This is a genomic window from Nesterenkonia sp. K-15-9-6, assembly GCF_052656005.1.
Window position 1 is genome coordinate 111,925 of the sequence record NZ_JBQYEY010000008.1, and the last position, 19,317, is coordinate 131,241.

General features: G+C 67.8%; 18 protein-coding genes and 1 pseudogene. 4 read left to right on the forward strand and 15 right to left on the reverse strand.

Annotation, left to right across the window (positions count from 1 at the left end):
- Positions 1 to 62: 62 nt before the first annotated feature.
- Positions 63 to 1,721 carry an SLC13 family permease gene (locus tag SD455_RS07235; protein WP_445507680.1) on the forward strand — a complete coding sequence of 553 codons (1,659 nt, stop codon included), beginning with the start codon at positions 63 to 65 and terminating at the stop codon, positions 1,719 to 1,721.
- Between the two features lie 19 nt (positions 1,722 to 1,740).
- Here the strand turns inward: SD455_RS07235 and rmuC are convergent, their stop codons facing one another.
- Genes rmuC through SD455_RS07250 form a run of 3 tightly spaced genes read right to left on the reverse strand, consistent with a single transcriptional unit; the run spans position 1,741 to position 3,258 of the window.
- Complete coding sequence (rmuC, locus tag SD455_RS07240; protein ID WP_445507661.1) at positions 1,741 to 2,922, reverse strand: DNA recombination protein RmuC; 1,182 nt, start codon at positions 2,920 to 2,922, stop codon at positions 1,741 to 1,743.
- 32 nt (positions 2,923 to 2,954) lie between these two features.
- On the reverse strand, positions 2,955 to 3,122 hold the full coding sequence (locus SD455_RS07245) for a hypothetical protein (RefSeq protein WP_445507662.1): 168 nt from the start codon (positions 3,120 to 3,122) through the stop codon (positions 2,955 to 2,957).
- Positions 3,106 to 3,258 carry a hypothetical protein gene (locus SD455_RS07250; protein ID WP_445507663.1) on the reverse strand — a complete coding sequence of 51 codons (153 nt, stop codon included), beginning with the start codon at positions 3,256 to 3,258 and terminating at the stop codon, positions 3,106 to 3,108. The genes SD455_RS07245 and SD455_RS07250 overlap by 17 nt, the downstream gene beginning before the upstream one ends.
- A 56-nt stretch (positions 3,259 to 3,314) precedes the next feature.
- Between SD455_RS07250 and SD455_RS07255 the strand changes: the two genes are divergently transcribed.
- On the forward strand, positions 3,315 to 4,076 hold the full coding sequence (locus tag SD455_RS07255) for a histidine phosphatase family protein (protein WP_445507664.1): 762 nt from the start codon (positions 3,315 to 3,317) through the stop codon (positions 4,074 to 4,076).
- A 1-nt stretch (position 4,077) separates the two neighbouring features.
- On the opposite strand, the gene SD455_RS07260 is transcribed toward SD455_RS07255, so the two are convergent.
- The 8 genes from SD455_RS07260 to betT form a co-directional block, all read right to left on the reverse strand.
- Complete coding sequence (locus tag SD455_RS07260; RefSeq protein WP_445507665.1) at positions 4,078 to 5,343, reverse strand: MFS transporter; 1,266 nt, start codon at positions 5,341 to 5,343, stop codon at positions 4,078 to 4,080.
- Positions 5,344 to 5,359: 16 nt separating this feature from the next.
- A complete protein-coding gene (locus tag SD455_RS07265; protein WP_445507666.1) occupies positions 5,360 to 5,977 on the reverse strand; it encodes a response regulator in 618 nt (205 codons plus the stop codon).
- Positions 5,974 to 7,074 carry a sensor histidine kinase gene (locus SD455_RS07270; protein WP_445507667.1) on the reverse strand — a complete coding sequence of 367 codons (1,101 nt, stop codon included), beginning with the start codon at positions 7,072 to 7,074 and terminating at the stop codon, positions 5,974 to 5,976. The genes SD455_RS07265 and SD455_RS07270 overlap by 4 nt, the downstream gene beginning before the upstream one ends.
- 32 nt (positions 7,075 to 7,106) lie before the next feature.
- On the reverse strand, positions 7,107 to 7,880 hold the full coding sequence (locus SD455_RS07275; protein WP_445507668.1) for an ABC transporter permease: 774 nt from the start codon (positions 7,878 to 7,880) through the stop codon (positions 7,107 to 7,109).
- Positions 7,877 to 8,794 carry an ABC transporter ATP-binding protein gene (locus SD455_RS07280; RefSeq protein WP_445507669.1) on the reverse strand — a complete coding sequence of 306 codons (918 nt, stop codon included), beginning with the start codon at positions 8,792 to 8,794 and terminating at the stop codon, positions 7,877 to 7,879. The genes SD455_RS07275 and SD455_RS07280 overlap by 4 nt, the downstream gene beginning before the upstream one ends.
- Positions 8,795 to 8,862: 68 nt before the next feature.
- Positions 8,863 to 10,440 (reverse strand): GMC family oxidoreductase, encoded by a 1,578-nt coding sequence (locus SD455_RS07285; protein WP_445507670.1) that lies wholly within the window; start codon positions 10,438 to 10,440, stop codon positions 8,863 to 8,865.
- A 14-nt stretch (positions 10,441 to 10,454) separates the two neighbouring features.
- The gene (locus SD455_RS07290) at positions 10,455 to 11,936 is read right to left on the reverse strand and encodes an aldehyde dehydrogenase family protein (protein WP_445507671.1); all 1,482 of its coding nucleotides are present in this window, start codon (positions 11,934 to 11,936) and stop codon (positions 10,455 to 10,457) included.
- 11 nt (positions 11,937 to 11,947) lie between these two features.
- Entirely contained in the window at positions 11,948 to 14,077 is a 2,130-nt protein-coding gene (betT, locus tag SD455_RS07295; RefSeq protein WP_445507672.1) for a choline BCCT transporter BetT, read from the reverse strand.
- Between the two features lie 184 nt (positions 14,078 to 14,261).
- Between betT and ychF the strand changes: the two genes are divergently transcribed.
- Positions 14,262 to 15,347, forward strand: coding sequence for a redox-regulated ATPase YchF (ychF, locus tag SD455_RS07300; protein WP_445507673.1), 1,086 nt, complete (start codon positions 14,262 to 14,264; stop codon positions 15,345 to 15,347).
- 45 nt (positions 15,348 to 15,392) lie between these two features.
- On the opposite strand, the gene SD455_RS07305 is transcribed toward ychF, so the two are convergent.
- Positions 15,393 to 16,316: an FRG domain-containing protein gene (locus SD455_RS07305; RefSeq protein ID WP_445507674.1), complete on the reverse strand. Its 924-nt coding sequence runs from the start codon at positions 16,314 to 16,316 to the stop codon at positions 15,393 to 15,395.
- 177 nt (positions 16,317 to 16,493) lie between these two features.
- A complete protein-coding gene (locus SD455_RS07310; protein WP_445507675.1) occupies positions 16,494 to 17,348 on the reverse strand; it encodes an NAD(P)H-binding protein in 855 nt (284 codons plus the stop codon).
- A 172-nt stretch (positions 17,349 to 17,520) separates the two neighbouring features.
- On the opposite strand from SD455_RS07310, the gene SD455_RS07315 reads away from it, so the two are divergent.
- Positions 17,521 to 18,114 (forward strand): TetR/AcrR family transcriptional regulator, encoded by a 594-nt coding sequence (locus SD455_RS07315; protein WP_445507676.1) that lies wholly within the window; start codon positions 17,521 to 17,523, stop codon positions 18,112 to 18,114.
- 113 nt (positions 18,115 to 18,227) lie between these two features.
- Here the strand turns inward: SD455_RS07315 and SD455_RS07320 are convergent, their stop codons facing one another.
- Both SD455_RS07320 and SD455_RS07325 read right to left on the reverse strand, forming a co-directional pair.
- Positions 18,228 to 18,647, reverse strand: coding sequence for a winged helix-turn-helix transcriptional regulator (locus SD455_RS07320; protein WP_445507677.1), 420 nt, complete (start codon positions 18,645 to 18,647; stop codon positions 18,228 to 18,230).
- Between the two features lie 3 nt (positions 18,648 to 18,650).
- Positions 18,651 to 19,235 (reverse strand): annotated as a pseudogene (locus SD455_RS07325) (alpha/beta fold hydrolase); the annotation flags it as partial.
- Between the last annotated feature and the right edge of the window lie 82 nt (positions 19,236 to 19,317).

Genomic DNA, 19,317 nt, shown 5'->3' on the forward strand with positions numbered 1-19,317 from the left:
GCGCGTCACGGTGTGTGATCTGTGACGCCCTGACGACCTCAGACCAGGAGCGCAGATCGATGATGACCCCGAGTTCCCGCGTCACCGGCGACCACCTGAAGAAGTACGACCCGCAGACCTCGGCCCGCGATCAGCGTGAGCGCCTCTCGGTGGGCGCCCGGGCCGAGCCCCTGCCGAAGCCGACGTTCCTGCGCCGCATGATCGGCCTGTTCGGCGGACTGCTCGGTGCCGTGCTCATCTACCTGGTGATGCCAGGCGACCTCGAGGTCTGGCCGAGGCTCACCGCCGCCACCGCTGTCCTCATGGCGGTGTGGTGGATGACTGAGGCGATCCCGATCCCGGCGACCGCCCTGGTGCCGTTGGTGGTCTTCCCAGTGCTCGTGCCGGCCGCGGAGGCCGGCGAGGACCCGGTCACCGTCGACGTCATCGGCGCGAACTACGGGCACAACATCATCTTCCTCTTCATGGGTGGGTTCATGCTGGCCCTGGCCATGCAGCGATGGAACCTGCACCGGCGGATCGCTCTGATGACGCTGCGGGCCATGGGCTCGAAGCCGGCGAACCTCATCGGTGGATTCATGATCGCCACCGCGTTCCTGTCGATGTGGGTCTCGAACACGGCCACCGCCGTGATGATGCTGCCCATCGGCATCTCGGTGCTCATGCTGGTCCACCGCATCACCCAGGGGGAGGACCCCGCCACAGCCTCGGCCGCTGACACGGACGCCGAGGCCGATCCGGGGGAGACGGCCCAGGCGGTGAAGTCCAACTTCGGCACCGCCCTGATGCTGGGGATCGCCTACGCCGCATCGGTGGGCTCGGTGTCCACCATCATCGGCACCCCGCCGAACGCTCTGCTGGTGGGTCATATGGCCAGCAACCACGACGTCACCATCGGCTTCGGTCAGTGGATGCTGGTGGGCGTGCCGATCGCGATCGTGATGCTGGTGGTGGTGTGGGTGGTCCTCACCAGGTTGCTGTTCCGCCCCGAGATCAAGACCATCCCGGGTGGTGCCGACCTGATCAGCCGTGAGCTGCACAAGCTGGGCCCGATGAGCTCGGGGGAGCTGCGCGTGCTGCTGATCTTCGTGGCCGCGGCGGTGGCCTGGGTGTTCATCCCGCTGGTGTCCGAGCAGCTGCTGGGCATGGAGGACCCGTTCATCTCGGACGCCGGCATCGCCATGGTGGTGGGGCTGCTGCTGTTCCTGCTGCCCGGTGGGGCCCAGCGTGGGGGCCGCCTGCTGGACTGGGAGTACGCGGCGAAGCTGCCGTGGGGCGTGCTGCTTCTCTTCGGCGGCGGGCTCGCGCTGTCCTCGCAGTTCTCCGCCTCCGGCCTGAGCGCCTGGATGGGTGAGCAGATGGAGGGCCTGAACACCGTGCCCGTCTGGGTGCTGGTGCTGCTGGCCGCCGCCGGCGTGCTGATCCTGACGGAGATGACCTCCAACACGGCGACGGCGGCGACGTTCCTGCCGGTGGCCTCCGGTGTGGCGATGGGCACCGGGGTGGACCCGCTGGTGCTCGCAGCCCCAGTGGCGCTGGCCGCCACCTGCGCCTTCATGCTGCCGGTGGCGACCCCGCCGAACGCGATCGCCTACGGTTCCGGGTACGTGACCATCGGACAGATGGTCAAGGGAGGCGTGTGGCTCAACGTCGCCGCCGTCGTCGTCATCACTCTGGTGTCGATGACGCTGCTGCTGTGGGTGTTCGGCCTGAGCCTGTAGGTCACGATGAGCCTGTCGGTCACTCCGCGCCGCGGGAGAGCCGCGGGCCGAGGTCGTTGACCTCGGCGTCGACGTGGTCCAGCGTCAGCGTCTCGCCGAGGTCCTCCAAGGGCGCCTGCTCGTCGCCGCCGCGCTCGTCCTCGGTCGGGGCGAGCTGCAGGCGGCTGATCGTCTCCACCTTGGGCAGCACCTGACGCTCCATATTGCCGATCAGCTGGTTGTAGGCGCTCACTGCCTGGCGCAGTCGGTTGCCCGTGGCGGAGAGGTGCGTGTTCATCTTGGCCAGGCGACGGTAGAGCTCTCGGGAGTGCTCGACGATCTCTCGGATGTTCTGCGCGAGCCGCTCCTGCCGCCAGGACGTCTCCACCGCTTTGAGCGCGGCGAGCAGCGAGGCGGGTGAGACCAGCGAGACGCCGCGCGACAGGGCGTGGTCCAGGAGCTCCGGCTCAGCCTCGAGGGCGGAGGAGAGCAGGGACTCGGCGGGGACGAAGCAGAAGATGACCTCGGGGGAGTGCTCCACGGTGGACGCGTAGTCCTTCGAGGCCAGCACGCCCACATGGTGCCTCAACGCCTTCGCCTGAGCGGCCGGGTCCTCCGGGCTGAGCGGGGCTTTGGCGTCGATGATCAGCTGGCGGTTCCCCGGCAGGCGGACCACCATGTCCGGTCGGAGCATGGCGCCGTCGCCTCCGGTGCCGGTGTGCTGCTCCACGAAGTCCACATGGGGGATCATCCCGGCGGCCTCCACGATGCGGCGCAGCTGCACCTCACCCCAGTACCCCCGCGCGGAGGTGGAGTGCAGGCTGCCGAGCAGCGTCTGCGTGGAGTCGTAGAGCTTCTGGTCATTGTGCGCGGCCTCGGTGAGCTGCCGGCTCAGCGCGGCATGCTGGGCGGAGCGTTCCTTCTCCAGCTCCTGGATGCGGCGCTGCATCTCGGTGACGCCCTGGCGCACTGGGTGCAGCATCTCCACCAGGGACTCGCGTTCACGAGCGGCCTCGGCGTCCTCGTCCCGACGCTGCTCCAGAGCCTGCAGGCGGGCCTTCGCCGCCTCGGCGTCCAGCTGAGCGGCATGCCACGCCTCCCGCAGCTGATCCCGATCATCCTCCTCCGGCTCCTGGCGCAGTCGGCGCAGCAGCACGACGGCGCCCACCGCCCCGAGGATCACGCCGAGCAGCAGACCGAGGAGAAACAGCAACCATTCCATGCCCACCAGCATTCCATCCTCCTGTGACACGTTCAGTGCAACGGCTCGCAGGGGCAGCCGGGGCCGTGCGGCAGATGCGGTCCCACCAGGCGTCCCAGCGGATCGTCGGGATCCAGCGAGGCCAGCAGGGGGTCGCAGTCCAGGGGAGCCAGCCCATCGATGACGGCGACGGCGAGCAGGACATCACGCCAGTCCGTCACCGCGGCGGTCGCGGGACGCCAGCCGAGGGGAGTGCTCGAGGTTCAGATGGACCTCCCGGACCAGGTCGGCGTTCGGGAAGAAGCAGTGGTACGTCATGGAGGCCGATCCGCTGCTGCTCCGCTGGGCCTGTGTCATCGTTCGAGCATAGAGTGTCCTCGTCACCAGATCCCCATCTTCAGGAGAGCCCTGCCATGATCCGCGTGCTGCTGTGCCGCCACGGTGAGACCGACTGGAACCGCAACCACCGGCTGCAGGGCCGCTCCGACATCTCCCTGGCGTCCTCGGGACAGCGGCAGGCCGCCATCACCGGAGGCTTCGTCAGGGCGCAGAACCCACTCCAGGGGCACGTCTCCTCCCTGGTGCGCACCCAGCAGACCTTCGCGCAGTTCGGGCTGGACCTGCAGCCGCGGGTATGGGACGAGCTCATGGAGCAGAACCTCGGGGAGTGGGAGGGCGCCTACGCCGCGGACATCCGTGACCGCGAGGCGGAGGAGTTCGCCGGGTGGCGGGCCGGCACCTACACGCCGGCCGGGGGAGAGACCCACCAGCAGCTGGCGGAGAGGATGCTCGCCGCCTTCTGCGGAATCGTGCGGGACACCGCGCAGATCGAGCCCACCTCCTCGCCGGACCTGAGCTTCGAGGTGCGCACCGCCGTCGCGGTCAGCCACGGCGCGGCGCTGCGGGTGCTGCTGGAGCATCTGGGCCTGATCGACCGGGCCCAGTCCATCCCCCTGACGCCTGCGTCGGTGACGGTGGTGGACGTGCCGCTGACGCTGGGGCCGGTGTCCAGCTCCCTGCCGAAGGGCGGGCTCGACGACGGCCGCAGCCTGGACCAGGAGTCCGCACAGATCGCCGCACTGACCGATGAGCAGATCATCGCTCAGTCTCGGCTGCGGGTGCTGAACCTCTCCCCGGAGCTGCTGAATCCGGCCGCGGAGAGCGTGGCCCTGTAGCTCAGGGTTCACCTCGGTCCGTCCAGCGCTCGTCCGAGCGCCGGAAGTCCCGCAGGTGCCGGTTCCGGACGGCGATCCAACCGATGCCCACCAGGGCCAGCACCCCGCCGCCCACCAGGCTGGCCGGGGCACCCACCAGCTGCGCGACCAGGCCGGCACGGGCATTGCCCAGATCCGGACCCGCGGCACCGATGACATGCTCCGCCGCGGAGACCCTCCCACGGCGTGAGTCAGGGGTCACCAGCTGCACGATCGCCCCACGGGTGATCACACTGACGGTGTCCGCGGCACCGGCGAGGGCCAGGCACAGCAGCATGGGCGCCAGGGCGGGGCTGAGGCCGTACCCGATCAGCGCCAGACACCACACCGCCGCCGCCGCGGACTGGAACCGACCGAGCCGCTGACGGCGCACCACCGTCCCGGAGAGCACCCCGGCCAGCAGCCCGCCCGCGGCTACAGAGGTGGTCATCAGTCCCAGGGTCTCCGGGGCGCCGTCGAGGCGCAGGTCGTTGATCATCGGGAACAGCGAGACCGGCATGACCAGCAGCGTGGCGAACAGGTCGGTCCCGAAGGCGCCCCGCACGGCACCGGGCCGGCTGACGTGGCGCACACCCTCCCAGGTCATCGCCCACGGCCGGGCGCCGGACCCTGGAGGCGGAGCCACACGGGGCAGGCGCAGCACGGTCCACCAGGCGACCGTCAGCGCCGCGGCGCACACGCCGAAGCAGGTGGCCAGGCCGAACGCGCCGATCAGGACCCCACCCAGGGCCGGGCCCAGCAGCATCGCCGCTTGCGTCCCCAAGTGCAGCAGCGCGATCCCCGCCGGAAGCTGCGCGGCCTCCAGGAACCGGGCCGGCAGGCTGCGCCGGGAGGCCGCCCCGAATCCGGCACAGAAGGCGTTGCCGGCCACGAGCCCCAGCACCAGCGTCACACCGGTGTGCCCGCCGAGCGCCAGCCCGGGCAGCGCCTGCACGGTGAGTCCGAGAGCGGCCACCAGCTGACCCAGCGTGGTCCAGCGCAGCACCCGGGTCCGGTCGTGGACGTCGGCGGCGGTACCGCCCAGCAGGGATCCGGCGGTCATCGCCACAGCGGAGACCAGGCCGACCAGGCCGGTGGCCAGCGGGCTGCCGGTCTCCTCCCACACATGGAACAGCACGGCGATGACGGCCAGCTGCGCGGCGAACGCGGAGGCAGTGCCGCCCAGCCAGAGACGCCGGAAGGCCACGGAGTCACGCAATGGGGCCAGATCCAGGAGACTGCTGCGCATCAGCAGGGTGCCCGCATCAGATCCAGCCCCGCTCCCGGGCGACGCGAGCCGCCGCGTACCGGTTCTCCGTCGCCGTCTTGCCGATCGCGGCCGAGAGGTGATTGCGCACAGTGCCCGGGGACAGGTGCAGCTGTTCGGCGATGTGCCGCACCGAAGCCCCGTCGGCCGCGGCGCGAAGCACCTCACGCTCCCGAGTCGTCAGCGGGTCGATGCCTCCGGACAGGGAGTCGGCGGCCAGAGCAGGATCCACCACCCGGTGTCCCTCGGCCACACGCCGGACCATCTGAGCCAGCTGCTCGGCCGGGGTGTCCTTGACCACGAAACCCGCGGCCCCAGCCTCCATGGCGCGCCGCAGGTACCCGGGCCGACCAAACGTGGTCACGATCAGGCACCGGCACCCCGCCCCGGAGCCCACGACGGCGGAGGTGGCCTCGATCCCGTCCAATCCGGGCATCTCGATGTCCAGCAGGGCGACGTCGGGCCGGTGCGCCTGCACGGCTGGCAGCACCTCGTCGCCGCGGCCCACCTGGGCGACGACCTCCAGGTCCGGCTCCAGGGACAGCAGGGCGGAGAGTCCGCCTCGCACAAGGTCCTGATCATCGGCCAGCAGCAGCCGGATCGTCGGGGAACTCATGACAGGACCACCTCCACCACGGTGCCGGGACGGTCCGGGCGGATCCCGGATTCCCTGAGCTGAAGGTCCGCGCCCGCTCCGGTCGCACGTTCCTTCAGACCACGCAGGCCCTGACCCTGTCCGGCCACGGTCCCTTCAGCATCACCGGGCAGTCCCACGCCGTCGTCCTCCACCTGGAGCCGCTGAGGCTGGACCCGGATCCGACAGCGTGTGGCCTCCGCATGCCGGACCACGTTGGTGACCGCCTCCCGCAGCGCCCAGGCGAACAGCTCCGCATGGGCGGAGTCAGGCTGCCCCTCCGCGGTGACCTCGGCGGTGATGCCCGCAGCGGCCAGCGCCTCCCGCGCGGAGTCCAGCTCGGCCTCCAATCGCGGAGTGCGCAGCCGGGACACTGTGGAGCGGACCTGGCCCAAGGACTCACGGGCCAAGGCGTCGATGCGCTGGACCTCCTCCCGGGCCTGTTCCGGGTCGCGGTCGATGAGCCGGGCCGCCAGCTGAGCGCGGATGGACAGCACGGTCAGGGAGTGGCCCAGCACATCGTGCACATCCCGGGCGATCGCATCCCGCTCCGCGGCGCGACGCAGCTCCTCCTCGGCGGCCTGCTGGCGATGCTCCATGCTGTCCGCCAACCGGATCAGCACGATGAACAGCACGCCCAGACCCGTGCCGAGGATCGGCCACAGGGATACCGCGAAGGGCAGACAGGCCAGGGCAGCGAGCACCCACACGGCGATCCCGCTGAGCACGCCGGGACGTACCGGCAGCGCGAAGACCAGGGACGCGGTCAGGAAGGGGGCGAAGGATATCGCTGTGTATCCGGCTCCGGGGATGGCGGCCACCGCCAGCAGACCCAGGACGATGACGATGAGCACTGTCCGGCGCACCCCGGCTGGGGACTCCACGGTCTGGGGGTCACGCCAGAAGTGGGCGAGGTAGATGGCGATGAAGGTCGCCGTGGCGCCGAGGGTGAGGAATCGCGCGCCGGGGGAGACCTCGGGGTCGAAAGCGTAGGCCACGGGGAGGCTGAGGAACACCAGCCAGATGCCGGCGTAGAGCAGCCGGTAGATTCGAATCCCCACGGCACCATCCTGCCTCATCAGGCAGAGACTCCTCTCAGCCCCGCCGCCGGTCAGCGCCGGGCGGTCCGGCGTCGCTGCAGCAGCAGGCAGGCGATCCCGAAGATGATCGTCCAGGCCAGCACGTTCGCCAGCACGGCCCACAGCGGGTCGGTCTCTCCCATCGCCCCCATGGAGATCAGGTCCCCGTCGGTGAGCGGGTAGCGGGCGAGCGCCACCACTCCGTACATCGGGGTGAATCGGCCGATGTCCAGCAGGACCCCGTCCAGCGGCATGAACGCATTGCCCAGGAAGCTGAAGATCACCAGCAGCCCGGTGGCCGCACCGACGGCGGCGTCGGAACGGAAGCTCAGGCCGATGGCCAGCCCATAGAGCGCGAAGGGCAGGGAGCCGAGCACGGTCAGTGCGGCCGTGGCCAGCCACACCCCCGGCGGCATGTCCGCCACGGTGAGGATGCCGACGACGTTGAGCACCACCACCGGCAGCACCGCGATGCCGACGGCGACCACTGACTTCGCCACCACGAAGGCGCCGTGCGGCATGGCGGTCAGCGCCAGCTGGCGCCCCCAGCCCTGCTGGATCTCCAGCGCAGCGGCCCCGGCCATGGAGGTGGTGGCCATCGCCGCTCCGTAGGAGGCGATGGCGATCATCGTCCACGCGCTGACGTTGCCTTCGCCCACCGGATTGTCCGACCAGTCCATGGTGGTGCCGAAGAACAGGAACAGCGCGGTGGGCAGCACGATCACGAAGAAGCTGTTGCCGATGTTGCGCAGGTTCCGCCAGAAGTCCAGCGCGATGTACCGCCCCAGCCGGTAGTGCCCGCTCATGCCGGCACCTCCTCAGATGCGGTGTCCTCGGTCAGCAGCCGGAAGGCCTCCTCCAAGCTCGCCGGGCGGACCGTCAGACCGTGAGCCCCGGTCCGGGTGAGCAGGTGCTTGGCGAGGGCGTCGGCGTCGTCGGTGCGGAAGCTGATGCGCTGTCCCTCAGAGGTCACGGACAGGACGTGCGGGACCGCCTCGAGCTCCTCCGGCGTGGGCGTCCAGATGACGCCCACATGGGCGGCCCCGGCCCGGGAGCGCACCTCATCGGTGGGCCCATCGGCGAGCACTCGCCCTCGGTCCATCAGCACGGTGCGCCGGGCGAACTGCTCGGCCTCCTCCAGGTAGTGCGTGGCGAAGATGACCGTGGCGCCGTCGTCAGCCTGGGTGCGCATCCGGGCCCAGAACTCATGCCGGGCGGAGACGTCCATGCCGGCGGTGGGCTCGTCCAGGATGATGATCTCCGGACGGGGGAGCAGCGCGAGGGCGAACCGCAGGCGCTGCTGCTGCCCGCCGGAGCATTTGCCCACGGGCCGGGAGGCGAACGGGCGGACCCCGGCGATGTCCATGACCTCTCCGACGTCGGCCGGGTCACGGTGCAGGGCGGCGACCATGCGCACGGTCTCCGCGGCGGTGAGGTCGGGCAGCAGCCCGCCGGTCTGGAGCAGGGCGGAGAGCCGCCCCGCCTGGACGGCGGCCCGCGGGGTGTCGTCGGCGACCAGCACCTGGCCGGATTCGGGGACCGTGAGTCCCAGCAGAGTGTCCAGGAGCGTGGTCTTGCCGGCCCCGTTGGGGCCCAGCAGGGCGAGGACTTCGCCGCGGGTGACGGTCAGATCGACGCCGTCGAGCGCCTGGGTGCGGCCCCCGGCGCCGTCGGGAAACGACATGGAGACGCCCCGGGCGGAGATGATGGCGGTGTTCATGCCATCAGTCTCGCCCGGGGCGTCGCGAAGATCATAGGGACGATGTCATCGATGCCCCATGACAGATGTCAGCGGGAGGCCTTCACCAGGTCGGCGCAGCGCTCGCCGATCATCATGGTGGTGATGTTCGGGTTCACCGTGGTCAGCTCCGGCATCACTGAGGCGTCGGCCACGCGCAGGCCCGTGACACCCTTGACCCGCAGCTCCGGGTCCAGCGGAGACATCTCGTCCTGCACCGCGCCCATCCGGACGGTGCCGGCCGGGTGGTAGACGGTGTTGTGCGTGCGGCGCACGTAGTCGGCGATCTCCTCGTCGGTCTGCACGTCCTTGCCCGGGTAGAGCTCATCACCGGCCCAGTCGGCCATGGCCGGCTGGGAGACGATCTGGCGGGCCAGCTTGATGCCTTCCACGGCCACGCGCATGTCGTGGCCCTCGGCGTCGGTGAAGTACCGCGGGTCCACCTTCGGCTTGTCCCGGAAGTCGCGGGAACGCAGGCGCACCGTGCCGCGGGACTTCGCGTGGGTGATGTTCGGGGTCAGACAGAAGGTGTTCTCGCTGGTGGGGTAGCCCTGCCGCAGCGTGTGCATGTCGAAGGGCACCGCCCCGTAGTGCATCATCAGGTCCGGGCGGCCGGGCTTGTCGGACGGGGTGTCGGTGCCTTCGCGGGTGTCGGCGAAGATGCCGATCTCCCACCACTGGTAGCCCTCGGTGATCATGGGCTGCTTGGCGTCCCAGCCGATGACGGCCTCGGGGTGGTCCTGCAGGTGCTCGCCCACCCCGGGGGAGTCCACGAGAGTCTCGATGCCGTGCTCGGCCAGGTGCTCGGCCGGTCCGATGCCGGAGAGCATGAGCAGCTTCGGGGAGTCGATGGCCCCGGCCGAGACGATGACCTCCCGGGTGGCGGTGATGGTCTCGCCCCGGCCGAACGCGTTGGCGACGATCTCCACGCCGGTGGCGCGCTTGTCGTCGTCGATCAGGATCTTCCGGACCCAGCTGTCGGTGAGGACGGTGAGGTTCTCCCGCTCCAGAATCGGGTGCAGGTAGGACACCGAGGACGACGCGCGAGTGCCGTCGTCCTGCCGGTTGATCTGGAAGAAGTTCGCGCCCCTGACCACGGTCTCGCCGGAGTTGAACTCCGTGCGCGGGATCCCGGCCTGCTCGCAGGCGTCCAGCAGGGCCACGCCGCACGGGTCGTGCGGCGGGATGGTCATCAGGTGGACAGGGCCGGAGCGACCGTGGTGGTCACCCGGTGCGTCGTTGGTCTCCAGGCGCTGGAACAGCGGGTAGGTGGACTCGGCGTTCCACCCGGAGGCGCCCAGCTGCTCCCACTCGTCCATGTCCTCCTTGGGCGCCCAGAAGGCGATGCAGGAGTTGTGCGACGAGCAGCCGCCCAGCACCTTGGCGCGGGCGTGGCGCATGAAGGAGTTTCCGTGGGCCTGCTCCTCGATGGGGTAGTCCCAGTCATAGCCGGACTCGAGCAGCTCCATCCAGCGGTTGAGCTGCAGCACCACGTCCTTGTCGGTGTCGGTCGGGCCGGCCTCCAGCAGGGCCACGGTCACGTCGGCGTCCTCGCTGAGGCGGGCGGCGACGGCGGCGCCGGCGGATCCGCCGCCGACGACGACGTAGTCGAAGGTCTTCTCAGTCACGAAGGTCTCCTCACTCACTTCTCGGGCATGGAGAACCAGCCGGAGACGGCCGGTTCGGTGTTCTGGTAGATGTGCTTGGCCTCGCGGTACTCGTCCAGGCCGGCGTGGCCGAGCTCGCGACCGATGCCGGACTGCTTGAAGCCGCCCCACTCGGCCTGCGGCAGGTAGGGGTGGTAGTCGTTGATCCAGATGGTGCCGTGGCGCAGCCGGGAGGAGACCCGGTGGGCGCGGCCGGCGTCGGAGGTCCACACCGCGCCGGCGAGGCCGTAGTTGGTGTCGTTTGCGGTGGTGATGGCCTCTTCCTCGGTGGTGAAGGTCTCCACGGTGATCACCGGGCCGAAGGCCTCCTCGATGACCACGCTCATGCCGCGGCGGACGTCGGTGAGCACCGTGGGGGCGTAGAAGCAGCCGTCCTTGTGCTCCTCACCGCCCCAGTGGCCGCCGGTGCGCAGAGTCGCGCCCTCCTCGACGCCCTGCTTGACGTAGGCGGTGACCTTGTCCCGGTGTTCGGCGGAGATCAGCGGACCGGTCTCGGCCTGCTCATCGAAGGGGCCGCCCATGCGGATGTTCTCCGCCCGCCGGACCAGCTCGTCCACGAACTTCTCGGCGATCGACTCCTCGACGATCAGCCGGCTCCCGGCGGAGCAGACCAGCCCGGAGTCCAGGAAGCCCGCGTTCAGGGCGTTGTCGACGGCGGCGTCGAAGTCGGCGTCGGCGAAGACCACGTTGGGGTTCTTCCCACCCAGCTCCAAGGCGACCTTCTTGACCGTCTCGGAGGCGGCGGCGGCGATCTTCCGGCCCGTGACCAGTCCACCGGTGAAGGAGATGAGGTCCACGTCCGGGTGCGAGGCCAGCGGGGCGCCGGCGGCGGCGCCGGCACCGGTGACCAGGTTCGCGACACCGGCCGGCAGCCCGAGCTTGTCCAGGACGTCCATGATCAGGATGGCGGTGTGTGGGGTCAGCTCGGCGGGCTTGAGGACGAACGTGTTGCCGGCGGCCAGGGCGGGGGCGATCTTCCAGGCGGCCTGCAGCAGCGGGAAGTTCCAGGGGGTGATCATCCCGCAGACGCCCACGGGCTCGTAGACCACCTTGGAGATGACCGTCGGGTCCCCGGCGTCGACCAGCCGCCCCGGGTCGGAGTCCGCGAGCTTCCCGAAGTGCTTGAAGCAGCCGATGATGTCGTCCATGTCGATCTCGGCCTCGACCAGGCGCTTGCCGGTGTCCAGGGCCTCGGCGCGGGCGAACTCGTCCTTGCGTTCGGTCATCGCCGCGGCGACGGCGAGCAGCAGCTCTCCGCGCTGGGCGGCGGGTGTGTCGGCCCATTCGCGAGAGTCGAAGGCCCGTCGTGCCGCGGCGATGGCGGCCAGAGCGTCGGCCTCGCCCGCCTCGGAGACGACGCCGACCTCGCGGCCGTCAGCGGGACAGTGAATGGTGCGGGTCTCGCCGGAGGCCGCGGGGACCCACGCTCCGTCGATGAACAGCGTTGCAGTGGTCATGGTGCTCCTTGTCAGCTCTTGTGGTCGGTCTCCCACTCATCCGGTGCGTGGCTCACCGTGTTGAGTGCCTGCGTGTGGACGTCCTCGCTCAATGTGAGGAACGTCAGGTGGCGTTCATAGGCGTCGAGGATGTCGCTGATGATCTGTTCCTTCGTGTAGCCCATGATGTCGTGGCCCTGCGAGCCCGTGGCGGAGAAGATCTCCACCCGGTAGTACTCGTCCTCCACGGCCTTCATGTTCTGCGCGAAGTTGGGTGCCGCGTAGGAGACCGGGTACGCCTGGTACTTGAACTCGTTCTGGTCCCCGAAGCGCACGTGCAGGTCCACATGCGGGATGCCGGTGTCGTGGTGATGGCCACGGTTGCAGCTGACGTCGGCCCCCTGGGCCTTCAGCTCGGCGGCGACCTCCTCCACGGCGGGGATCGCGGTCTCCTCCATGAACCGGGTGGCCTGCTTGGCCGTGGGGAAGTTCATGTGCCGGGCCAGGCGCCGTCGCCAGCCGCCGCCCCGGTCGGAGGCGTCCCGGATGCGTCCGGAGAGCACCCAGGGCATGGAGGCCTCCTGGGAGGCCTGGCTGTAGTGCTCCAGGCGCAGGGCGCGCCAGATCCCCAGCATGAGGATGTACATCACCACGGAGAAGGGCAGACCGATGATGACCGTGGCCATCTGCAGCGTGAACACGCCGTCGAGCATCAGCACCGCCAGGGTGAGGGCACCGGTGGCCAGCGCCCAGAAGATCCGCAGCCAGGGGGCGCCGTCGTCGGTGGTGTTCTCCGCCTTGGAGGTGAAGTTGGACATCACCAGGGCGCCGGAGTCAGCGGAGGTGATGTAGAACAGCAGGCCGGTCAGCACGGAGAGCCCGATGGTGAAGGTGGCTCCGGGGTACTGCTCCAGCAGGGTGTAGTAGCCGGATTCGGGGGTGTTGACCGCCGATTCGATGAAGTCCATGTTCCCGGAGATGAACTCCCAGATCACGCCGTTGCCGAAGATGGAGATCCACAGCAGGATGAAGCCGAACGGGATGATGAGGGTGCCGACCACGAACTGGCGCAGGGTGCGGCCTCGCGAGATGCGGGCGAGGAAGAGGCCCACGAAGGGCGCCCACGCGATCCACCAGGCCCAGAAGAAGAGGGTCCACCATTCGCGCCAGCCGTCAGCAGGCATGTCGTAGGCGAAGGTGTCCAGCAGCATGGAGGGGAAGTAGGCCATGAAGTCGCCGACGTTCTTCACCAAGCCGTTGAGCAGGTCCACCGTCTGGCCCGCGATGAGCACGTAGAGCATCAGGATGATGGCGAAGACGACGTTCAGTTCGGCCAGGCGGCGGATGCCCTTGTCCACACCGGAGACGGTGGAGAAGGTCACCACGATCACCGAGAGGCCGATGAGGCCCACCTGGGCGGCGGTGCCCTGGGGGATGCCGAAGAGCCATTCGAGGCCGTAGTTGAGGAACACCACGCCGATGCCGAGGCTGGTGGCGATGCCGAAGATGGTGCCGACGACGGCGGCGATCTCGATGCCGTCCCCGGCCACGCCCTTGGCCCGCTTGCCGATGATGGGATACAGGGCGCTGCGGATGCTCAGCGGCAGGTGGTACCGGTAGGCGAAGAGGCCGAAGGCCATGCCCATCAGCGCGTACATGGCCCAGCCGGGGATCCCGTAGTGGAAGAGGGTCCACAGCACGGCCATCTCGGTGGCCTGCGCGGTGCCCTCCTCGGTGCCCGGGGCGGTCAGCACATTGGTGGCCGGCCCGGAGATGGCGAAGAACATGAGGTCGACGCCGATGCCGGCGGCGAACAGCATGGCCGTCCAGGTGAAGAGGTTGTACTTCGGGGTGGAGTGGTCCGGCCCCATCTTGGTGCGGCCCACTCGGGAGAAGGCGACGATGAGGACGAACAGGACGACGATCCCGGCGGTGAGGATGTAGTACCAGCCGAGGTTCTCACCGATCCAGAGGAACGCCGCCTCAAGCGTGGTGTAGGCCGTCTCGGGGGCCAGCCAGGCCCACAGCGTGAAGGCGACGATGATGGCCGCCGCTCCGAAGAAGACCGGAGGATTGAGCTTGGAGTTCTTCAGGCGCCCCCCGGTGGTGGGCCCGTCCTCCTGTTCTGCGTCATGCGGCGGGTTTTCCGTGGCAGATGCCATGGGGTGTCCTTCCCTCAGTTGCGCCTCATCAGAGCGACGTGGAGTTCATCAGGCAGTCGACGTGGTGTGATCCTATCGGGGCGGAGTCGGCTTGTCGCAGACTTTCTCTTAAGTCTTGGGGGAGGACCAGAAACAGCCTCGCCGAGTCGCATCGCCACGACCGCGCGCGATAGGTTAGGTGACCGTGGCACTGACTATCGGAATCGTGGGACTCCCCAACGTGGGCAAGTCGACACTCTTCAACGCGCTCACCCGTCAGACGATCCTCGCGGCGAACTACCCGTTCGCGACGATCGAACCCAACGTCGGGGTGGTGAACCTGCCTGACGAGCGGCTCGACACGCTCGCAGAGATCTTCGGCTCGCAGAAGATCCTGCCGGCGACCGTCTCCTTCGTGGACATCGCCGGCATCGTCAAGGGCGCCTCCGAGGGGGAAGGGCTGGGCAACCAGTTCCTGGCGAACATCCGTGAGGCCCACGCCATCGCTCAGGTGGTGCGTGTCTTCGAGGACGACAACGTCGTGCACGTGGACGGCAAGGTGGACCCCACCTCGGACATGGAGACCATCAACACCGAGCTGGTGCTCGCCGACCTCCAGACGCTGGAGAACGCGATCCCGAAGCTCGAGAAGCAGGTCAAGCAGAAGAAGGCCGAACAGGCGCAGCTGGACGCCTATCTGGCCGCGCAGACGGTGCTGGAGCGTGGCGACACGATCTTCTCCGCCATCGAGTCCGAGAAGCTCGACATGGAGAACCTCGCCCAGCTCTCCCTGCTGACCGCCAAGCCGTTCATCTTCGTGTTCAACGTGGACGACTCGGTGCTGAATTCGCCCGAGCGGCAGCAGGAGCTCGCCGATCTGGTGGCCCCGGCCCAGGCCGTGTTCCTGGACGCCAAGCTCGAGGCGGATCTGGTGGAGCTCTCCGAGGAGGAGGCCCGCGAGATGCTGGAGCTCAACGGCCAAGAGGAGTCCGGCCTGGACCAGCTGGCCCGCGTCGGCTTCGACACCCTCGGCCTGCAGACCTACCTCACCGCCGGCCCCAAGGAAGCCCGCGCCTGGACGATCAACAAGGGAGACACCGCCCCCGAGGCCGCAGGCGTGATCCACACCGACTTCCAGAAGGGCTTCATCAAGGCCGAGATCGTCTCCTTCGACGACCTGGTTGCCGCCGGCTCCATGAACGACGCCAAATCCGCCGGCAAGGTGCGCATGGAGGGCAAGGAGTACGTGATGAAGGACGGCGACGTGGTGGAGTTTAGGTTCAACGTGTAGTAGCTGATGCGCGGGTCGCGACGAGTTACTGTCAGGGCAGTGTGGTCAAATCTGGCTGCGCCACTTACCGAAATCGCGGAAGCCTTGGTAATCCGGGAACAGTGTCTTAGCTGTGCGGCTGTAGGTCATGCGGAGGTAGTTTCGGAGCTGTTCCTTGACGCGGGAACCTATGAAGATGGCGACGAAGGGGAGCGACCTCGGGAGTCCCCGTCGCTTGTCTTCGGTCAGTAAGGTTCGAACCTCTTCGGGGTCGCCTGGCGGGACTTCGATATTCAGGCTGACTAGAGGAGGTGTGGAATTCTCAGGATGGCTGCTGGCAATAAAGTATCCCTCCTGCGCTCGGAGTCTCGGATTGGGCATGCTGGAACTCACAACGAACGGCGTCTCTAGCTCGATTCCGGCCCGTCGTTTGGTGGCCAAGCCTTCCGCAAGTTCTCCCACGGTGGCAGGTGGCCTGCCGACCGTCTTGAACACAGTTTGAGGAGAACTTTCCGTCTCGACCTCGTTGTACCACGGCATGTTGAGAGCGACTAGCAATCCTGTGGCTGAGTAGTTGGATTGAGTCGAGTCTGATGTGTGGGCTACCTTCTCCGTGGCGAACCATAGTGCCGTCATTGGGTTGCTTGTTACGTCGATTAACCGGGTTGGTACTCCGAAATGCTGTAGGTCGGCCAAGAGTTGGAGGTCATCTACTAGTTGCCCGCCCTCGACCCCGAGCCCCCAGCGGCGCGCCTCATCGAGGATGGACTCCTCACGCTCGGTCAGAAGCTTCTCAGTGACGTCGGCACCCTCGGTGACAAGTTGCCGGTGAAGGGATGAGGTGAGGGAGTAGTTGCAGTTGGCTAGCCCTCGCCACGCGAAGCGGTGGTTGGAGCCATGGGTCCCAACCCTGGCGATGACGGTCATGACCTCTGAGGCACTGCCCGGCTCGAAGTACCAACCGGTACGCTTCCAGTGTTCTCCGATCATTCACGTGCTCCTACCCGGGGTCGCCGCATGGAGCGCCGACGCTCCTCGCGCAACAATACCGGGCCGAACTTTCGATGTGGGATGACTGCCGCTTCGGTCGTCTCTCACGACGCAGAGGTTTCTATGTGTGGCGACGTGGTGGAGTTTGGGTCTAATGTGTCGGGGACTGTCTACGCGTCACCGGACAACCAGATCCTTCAACTGATCGGTGATGCTGCGGGGTCTGCGCCCCAGGAGACGCGCGAGCGTGGGGTCCGAGACCGAGAAATGCCCGCTCCTCGTTGCCTGGAACATCGACAGGGTGAAGCGCGCGACCGCCTCAGGCGTGCCGCTCGTGGTCGCATCGGCCACCCATGTCTCGTCGTCGACGATCGCGCGGTCGATCTGGTGACCGACGATCTCGGAGGCGGAAGCGGCGAAGTCCGCGAGGGTGACCGGCTCGGGCAGCGTCAGGTCGACTGGGCCATCGAACGGATCATCAGCCGTGAGAATCGCGGCGGCGGCCTCTGCGGCATCGTGCCGATCGATCCAGGAGAAGGGGCCGTCGGCGGGCATCGCGATCACGCCAGTTTCCTGCCATGCACCGAGCAATTGGGCGGGATCGCCGTAGAAACCGTTGCGCAACGCGGTCCAGGCGACTCCGGATGCCGCGAGGTGCGCTTCGGTAGCGGCGTGAATCGCGAGCGGTGGGTAGGGAGAGCCGAAGGCCGTTCCGTGGGCGCTCGTGTACAAGATTCGCTGAGCGCCCGCGCCGACGGCGGCATCGATCGCCCTGCGGTGCTGGGCGACGACGTCCGCGGCGAGGTCACTTGAAGAGACTATGAGGACCTGTTCAGCATCAGCGAACGAATGGCGCAGAGCCGTTGGGTTGTCGTAGCTCCCCTGCCGCACGCGAATTCCTCGATCGGCCAGGTGTGTCGCGCGCGTGGGGTCGCGGACGCTGACGCCGATCTGGTGTGGTGGTATCCGCTTGAGGAGATGGTCGACCGTAGCCCCGTTGAGGGTGCCTGTAGCTCCAGTGACGATGATCATCTGAAAGTCCTTCTGTCGGGACGGTGGGTGATCCGATGTGGTGCTCTTCGCTGGTGTCCGCGAGCGGAGAAGCAGAAGTTGACGCATGTGGTCAATTTCTGCAGGACCCCCATCCTGCATTAACTTGACTGCTAGGATCAAGTTAGTCGTCGATTCGGATGGAGGTTGCGTCGTGTCCGACTCCCGTGGTGCGTCCTCTCTCCGCTCGGATGCCCGCCGAAACGTCGATCGGATTCTTCATGCGGCGGTTCAGGTGTTCAGGGAGCATGGTTTCTCTGCGTCGCTCGAGGAGGTCGCCGCGGCCGCCGGGGTGAGCAAGGCGACTATCTTCAATCGGCTCGGCGGGAGAGTCGGTCTCATCGATGCCGTCATCGACGACGTCGCCGCGGCCGAGCTGCAGGCTGTCATCGAGGATGCGCGTTGCGTCGCGAGTGTTCGAGATCGGATTCGCCACTACATCGCTGCGCTCCGTGACCTGCAGTATCGACTTCCGGCAGTCAATGATGTCCTGCTGCAGGAATATCGCGAGTCCGAGCCCCTGATGGCGTTATGCCATGCCGGAGCGGCCTTCCACGACAGCCTTGTCACTCAAGGGCACGCTGCGGGAGTCCTGGCTCACGACGTCACGCCCGCAGACTTTCAAGCGCTCGCCCGAGACAATGCGCTGGCGCTCAAGTATGGCGGTCGGCCGCCTCGCGCGGACTACGATCGCCGAACCGCGTTCGTGCTCGACGGGATCTGCTCATCGTCGAGTGCGTCCGCCTGACTTCGCGGGCCCGATGGGACCGCCCCACGGGCCGGAGCTCGGTCGAGTTCCGCTTTAACCTGTAGCTTGCATGTGCGGGCAGCACACTCCTGGCCGTTCCGTATGCGTAGGTGTCACGTTGCGTTCATGGCTCGAAGACTCTTCATGAGCGCAGCCCACGGCGCGGGGACCTCGTAGTCCAGTTCGCGCGCAATGACGGCCTTGTCGGGGTCGGCGGGGCAATGTACTGCGCCCCAGGTCCCGATCGTCGCGAGGACGGGGACGAGATCGATGCCGCTGTCAGTGAGGTTGTAGATGGTTTTCTGCTTGTGCGTCGGGTCATCGGCGCGGGTGAGGATGCCGGCGTCGACGAGTCGGTCGAGGCGGTCGGCGAGGACGCTGCTGGTCAGGCCCTCATCCGAGCCGCGCAGAATTTCGCGGAAGTGCCGACGATGTGCGAAGGCGATGTCACGCAGGATCAGCAACGTCCACCGGTCTCCGAACAGCTCGACGGCGAGGTTGATCGGGCAGCCTGACCGTCCGGTTGCAGCCACTGCTCAGGCCTTCGCGGAAGCGTAGTGACGGAACTCCGCCTCGAGCAGATCGACCGTGGCGTCGAGGGCCGAGACCATGGGCCAGTGTCCGCTGACGAGGTGCCTGCGACGCCATCCGGCAGCCGACGTGGCGACAGGGGGAGCCTCCTTCCAGGCCTCGTCGAACCCTCCGCTGGGTGTGAGAGCGACATAGGTCGAGGGCTGCCGTTCTGCAGGGGCCGATAGGTGGGCCTGGTCGAGGATTGTTCGCCCTGGGTGCGGTGTGAAGCATGAGGCCAGATGGTCTCGGTCGCTGGGGGAGAGGTCGGTCTCGAAGTCGAGCATCTGCCGAGTGGGGGCGTGCCACAGGTTGCCCGCTGCCTCGATGTCGGCCCGCTCCTGTGTGCGCTGTACGTCTGACCCGCCCCAGTCGTCGAGGAGTGATCGCTTGTCTTTCGCGATGAATGCGCCGACATGGATGAGGCCGACCACGTGGTCTTTGAGGCGGTCCGCCGCTGAGGATGTGACGATGCCTGAGTAGGAGTGTGAGATCAGTACGACAGGCCGCGAGCTGTAGCTGCTGACGTGTTCGACGAGCTGATTGACATGGTCGTGGTCAAGTCCCCTGTAGTGGTGTAACTGGTTCTCCGAGTTGCTGGATGATTATGCGGCTTCGAGTTCGGGAAGCTCG

What these genes read in the sequence shown, in the direction of transcription:
- SD455_RS07235 (WP_445507680.1), top strand. Translation starts at nt 63, where the DNA reads ATGACCCCGAGTTCCCGCGTCACCGGCGACCACCTGAAGAAGTACGAC.
- rmuC (WP_445507661.1), bottom strand. Translation starts at nt 2,922, where the DNA reads ATGGAATGGTTGCTGTTTCTCCTCGGTCTGCTGCTCGGCGTGATCCTC.
- SD455_RS07250 (WP_445507663.1), bottom strand. Translation starts at nt 3,258, where the DNA reads ATGACACAGGCCCAGCGGAGCAGCAGCGGATCGGCCTCCATGACGTAC.
- SD455_RS07255 (WP_445507664.1), top strand. Translation starts at nt 3,315, where the DNA reads ATGATCCGCGTGCTGCTGTGCCGCCACGGTGAGACCGACTGGAACCGC.
- SD455_RS07260 (WP_445507665.1), bottom strand. Translation starts at nt 5,343, where the DNA reads ATGCGCAGCAGTCTCCTGGATCTGGCCCCATTGCGTGACTCCGTGGCC.
- SD455_RS07265 (WP_445507666.1), bottom strand. Translation starts at nt 5,977, where the DNA reads ATGAGTTCCCCGACGATCCGGCTGCTGCTGGCCGATGATCAGGACCTT.
- SD455_RS07270 (WP_445507667.1), bottom strand. Translation starts at nt 7,074, where the DNA reads ATGAGGCAGGATGGTGCCGTGGGGATTCGAATCTACCGGCTGCTCTAC.
- SD455_RS07275 (WP_445507668.1), bottom strand. Translation starts at nt 7,880, where the DNA reads ATGAGCGGGCACTACCGGCTGGGGCGGTACATCGCGCTGGACTTCTGG.
- SD455_RS07280 (WP_445507669.1), bottom strand. Translation starts at nt 8,794, where the DNA reads ATGAACACCGCCATCATCTCCGCCCGGGGCGTCTCCATGTCGTTTCCC.
- SD455_RS07290 (WP_445507671.1), bottom strand. Translation starts at nt 11,936, where the DNA reads ATGACCACTGCAACGCTGTTCATCGACGGAGCGTGGGTCCCCGCGGCC.
- betT (WP_445507672.1), bottom strand. Translation starts at nt 14,077, where the DNA reads ATGGCATCTGCCACGGAAAACCCGCCGCATGACGCAGAACAGGAGGAC.
- SD455_RS07305 (WP_445507674.1), bottom strand. Translation starts at nt 16,316, where the DNA reads ATGATCGGAGAACACTGGAAGCGTACCGGTTGGTACTTCGAGCCGGGC.
- SD455_RS07310 (WP_445507675.1), bottom strand. Translation starts at nt 17,348, where the DNA reads ATGATCATCGTCACTGGAGCTACAGGCACCCTCAACGGGGCTACGGTC.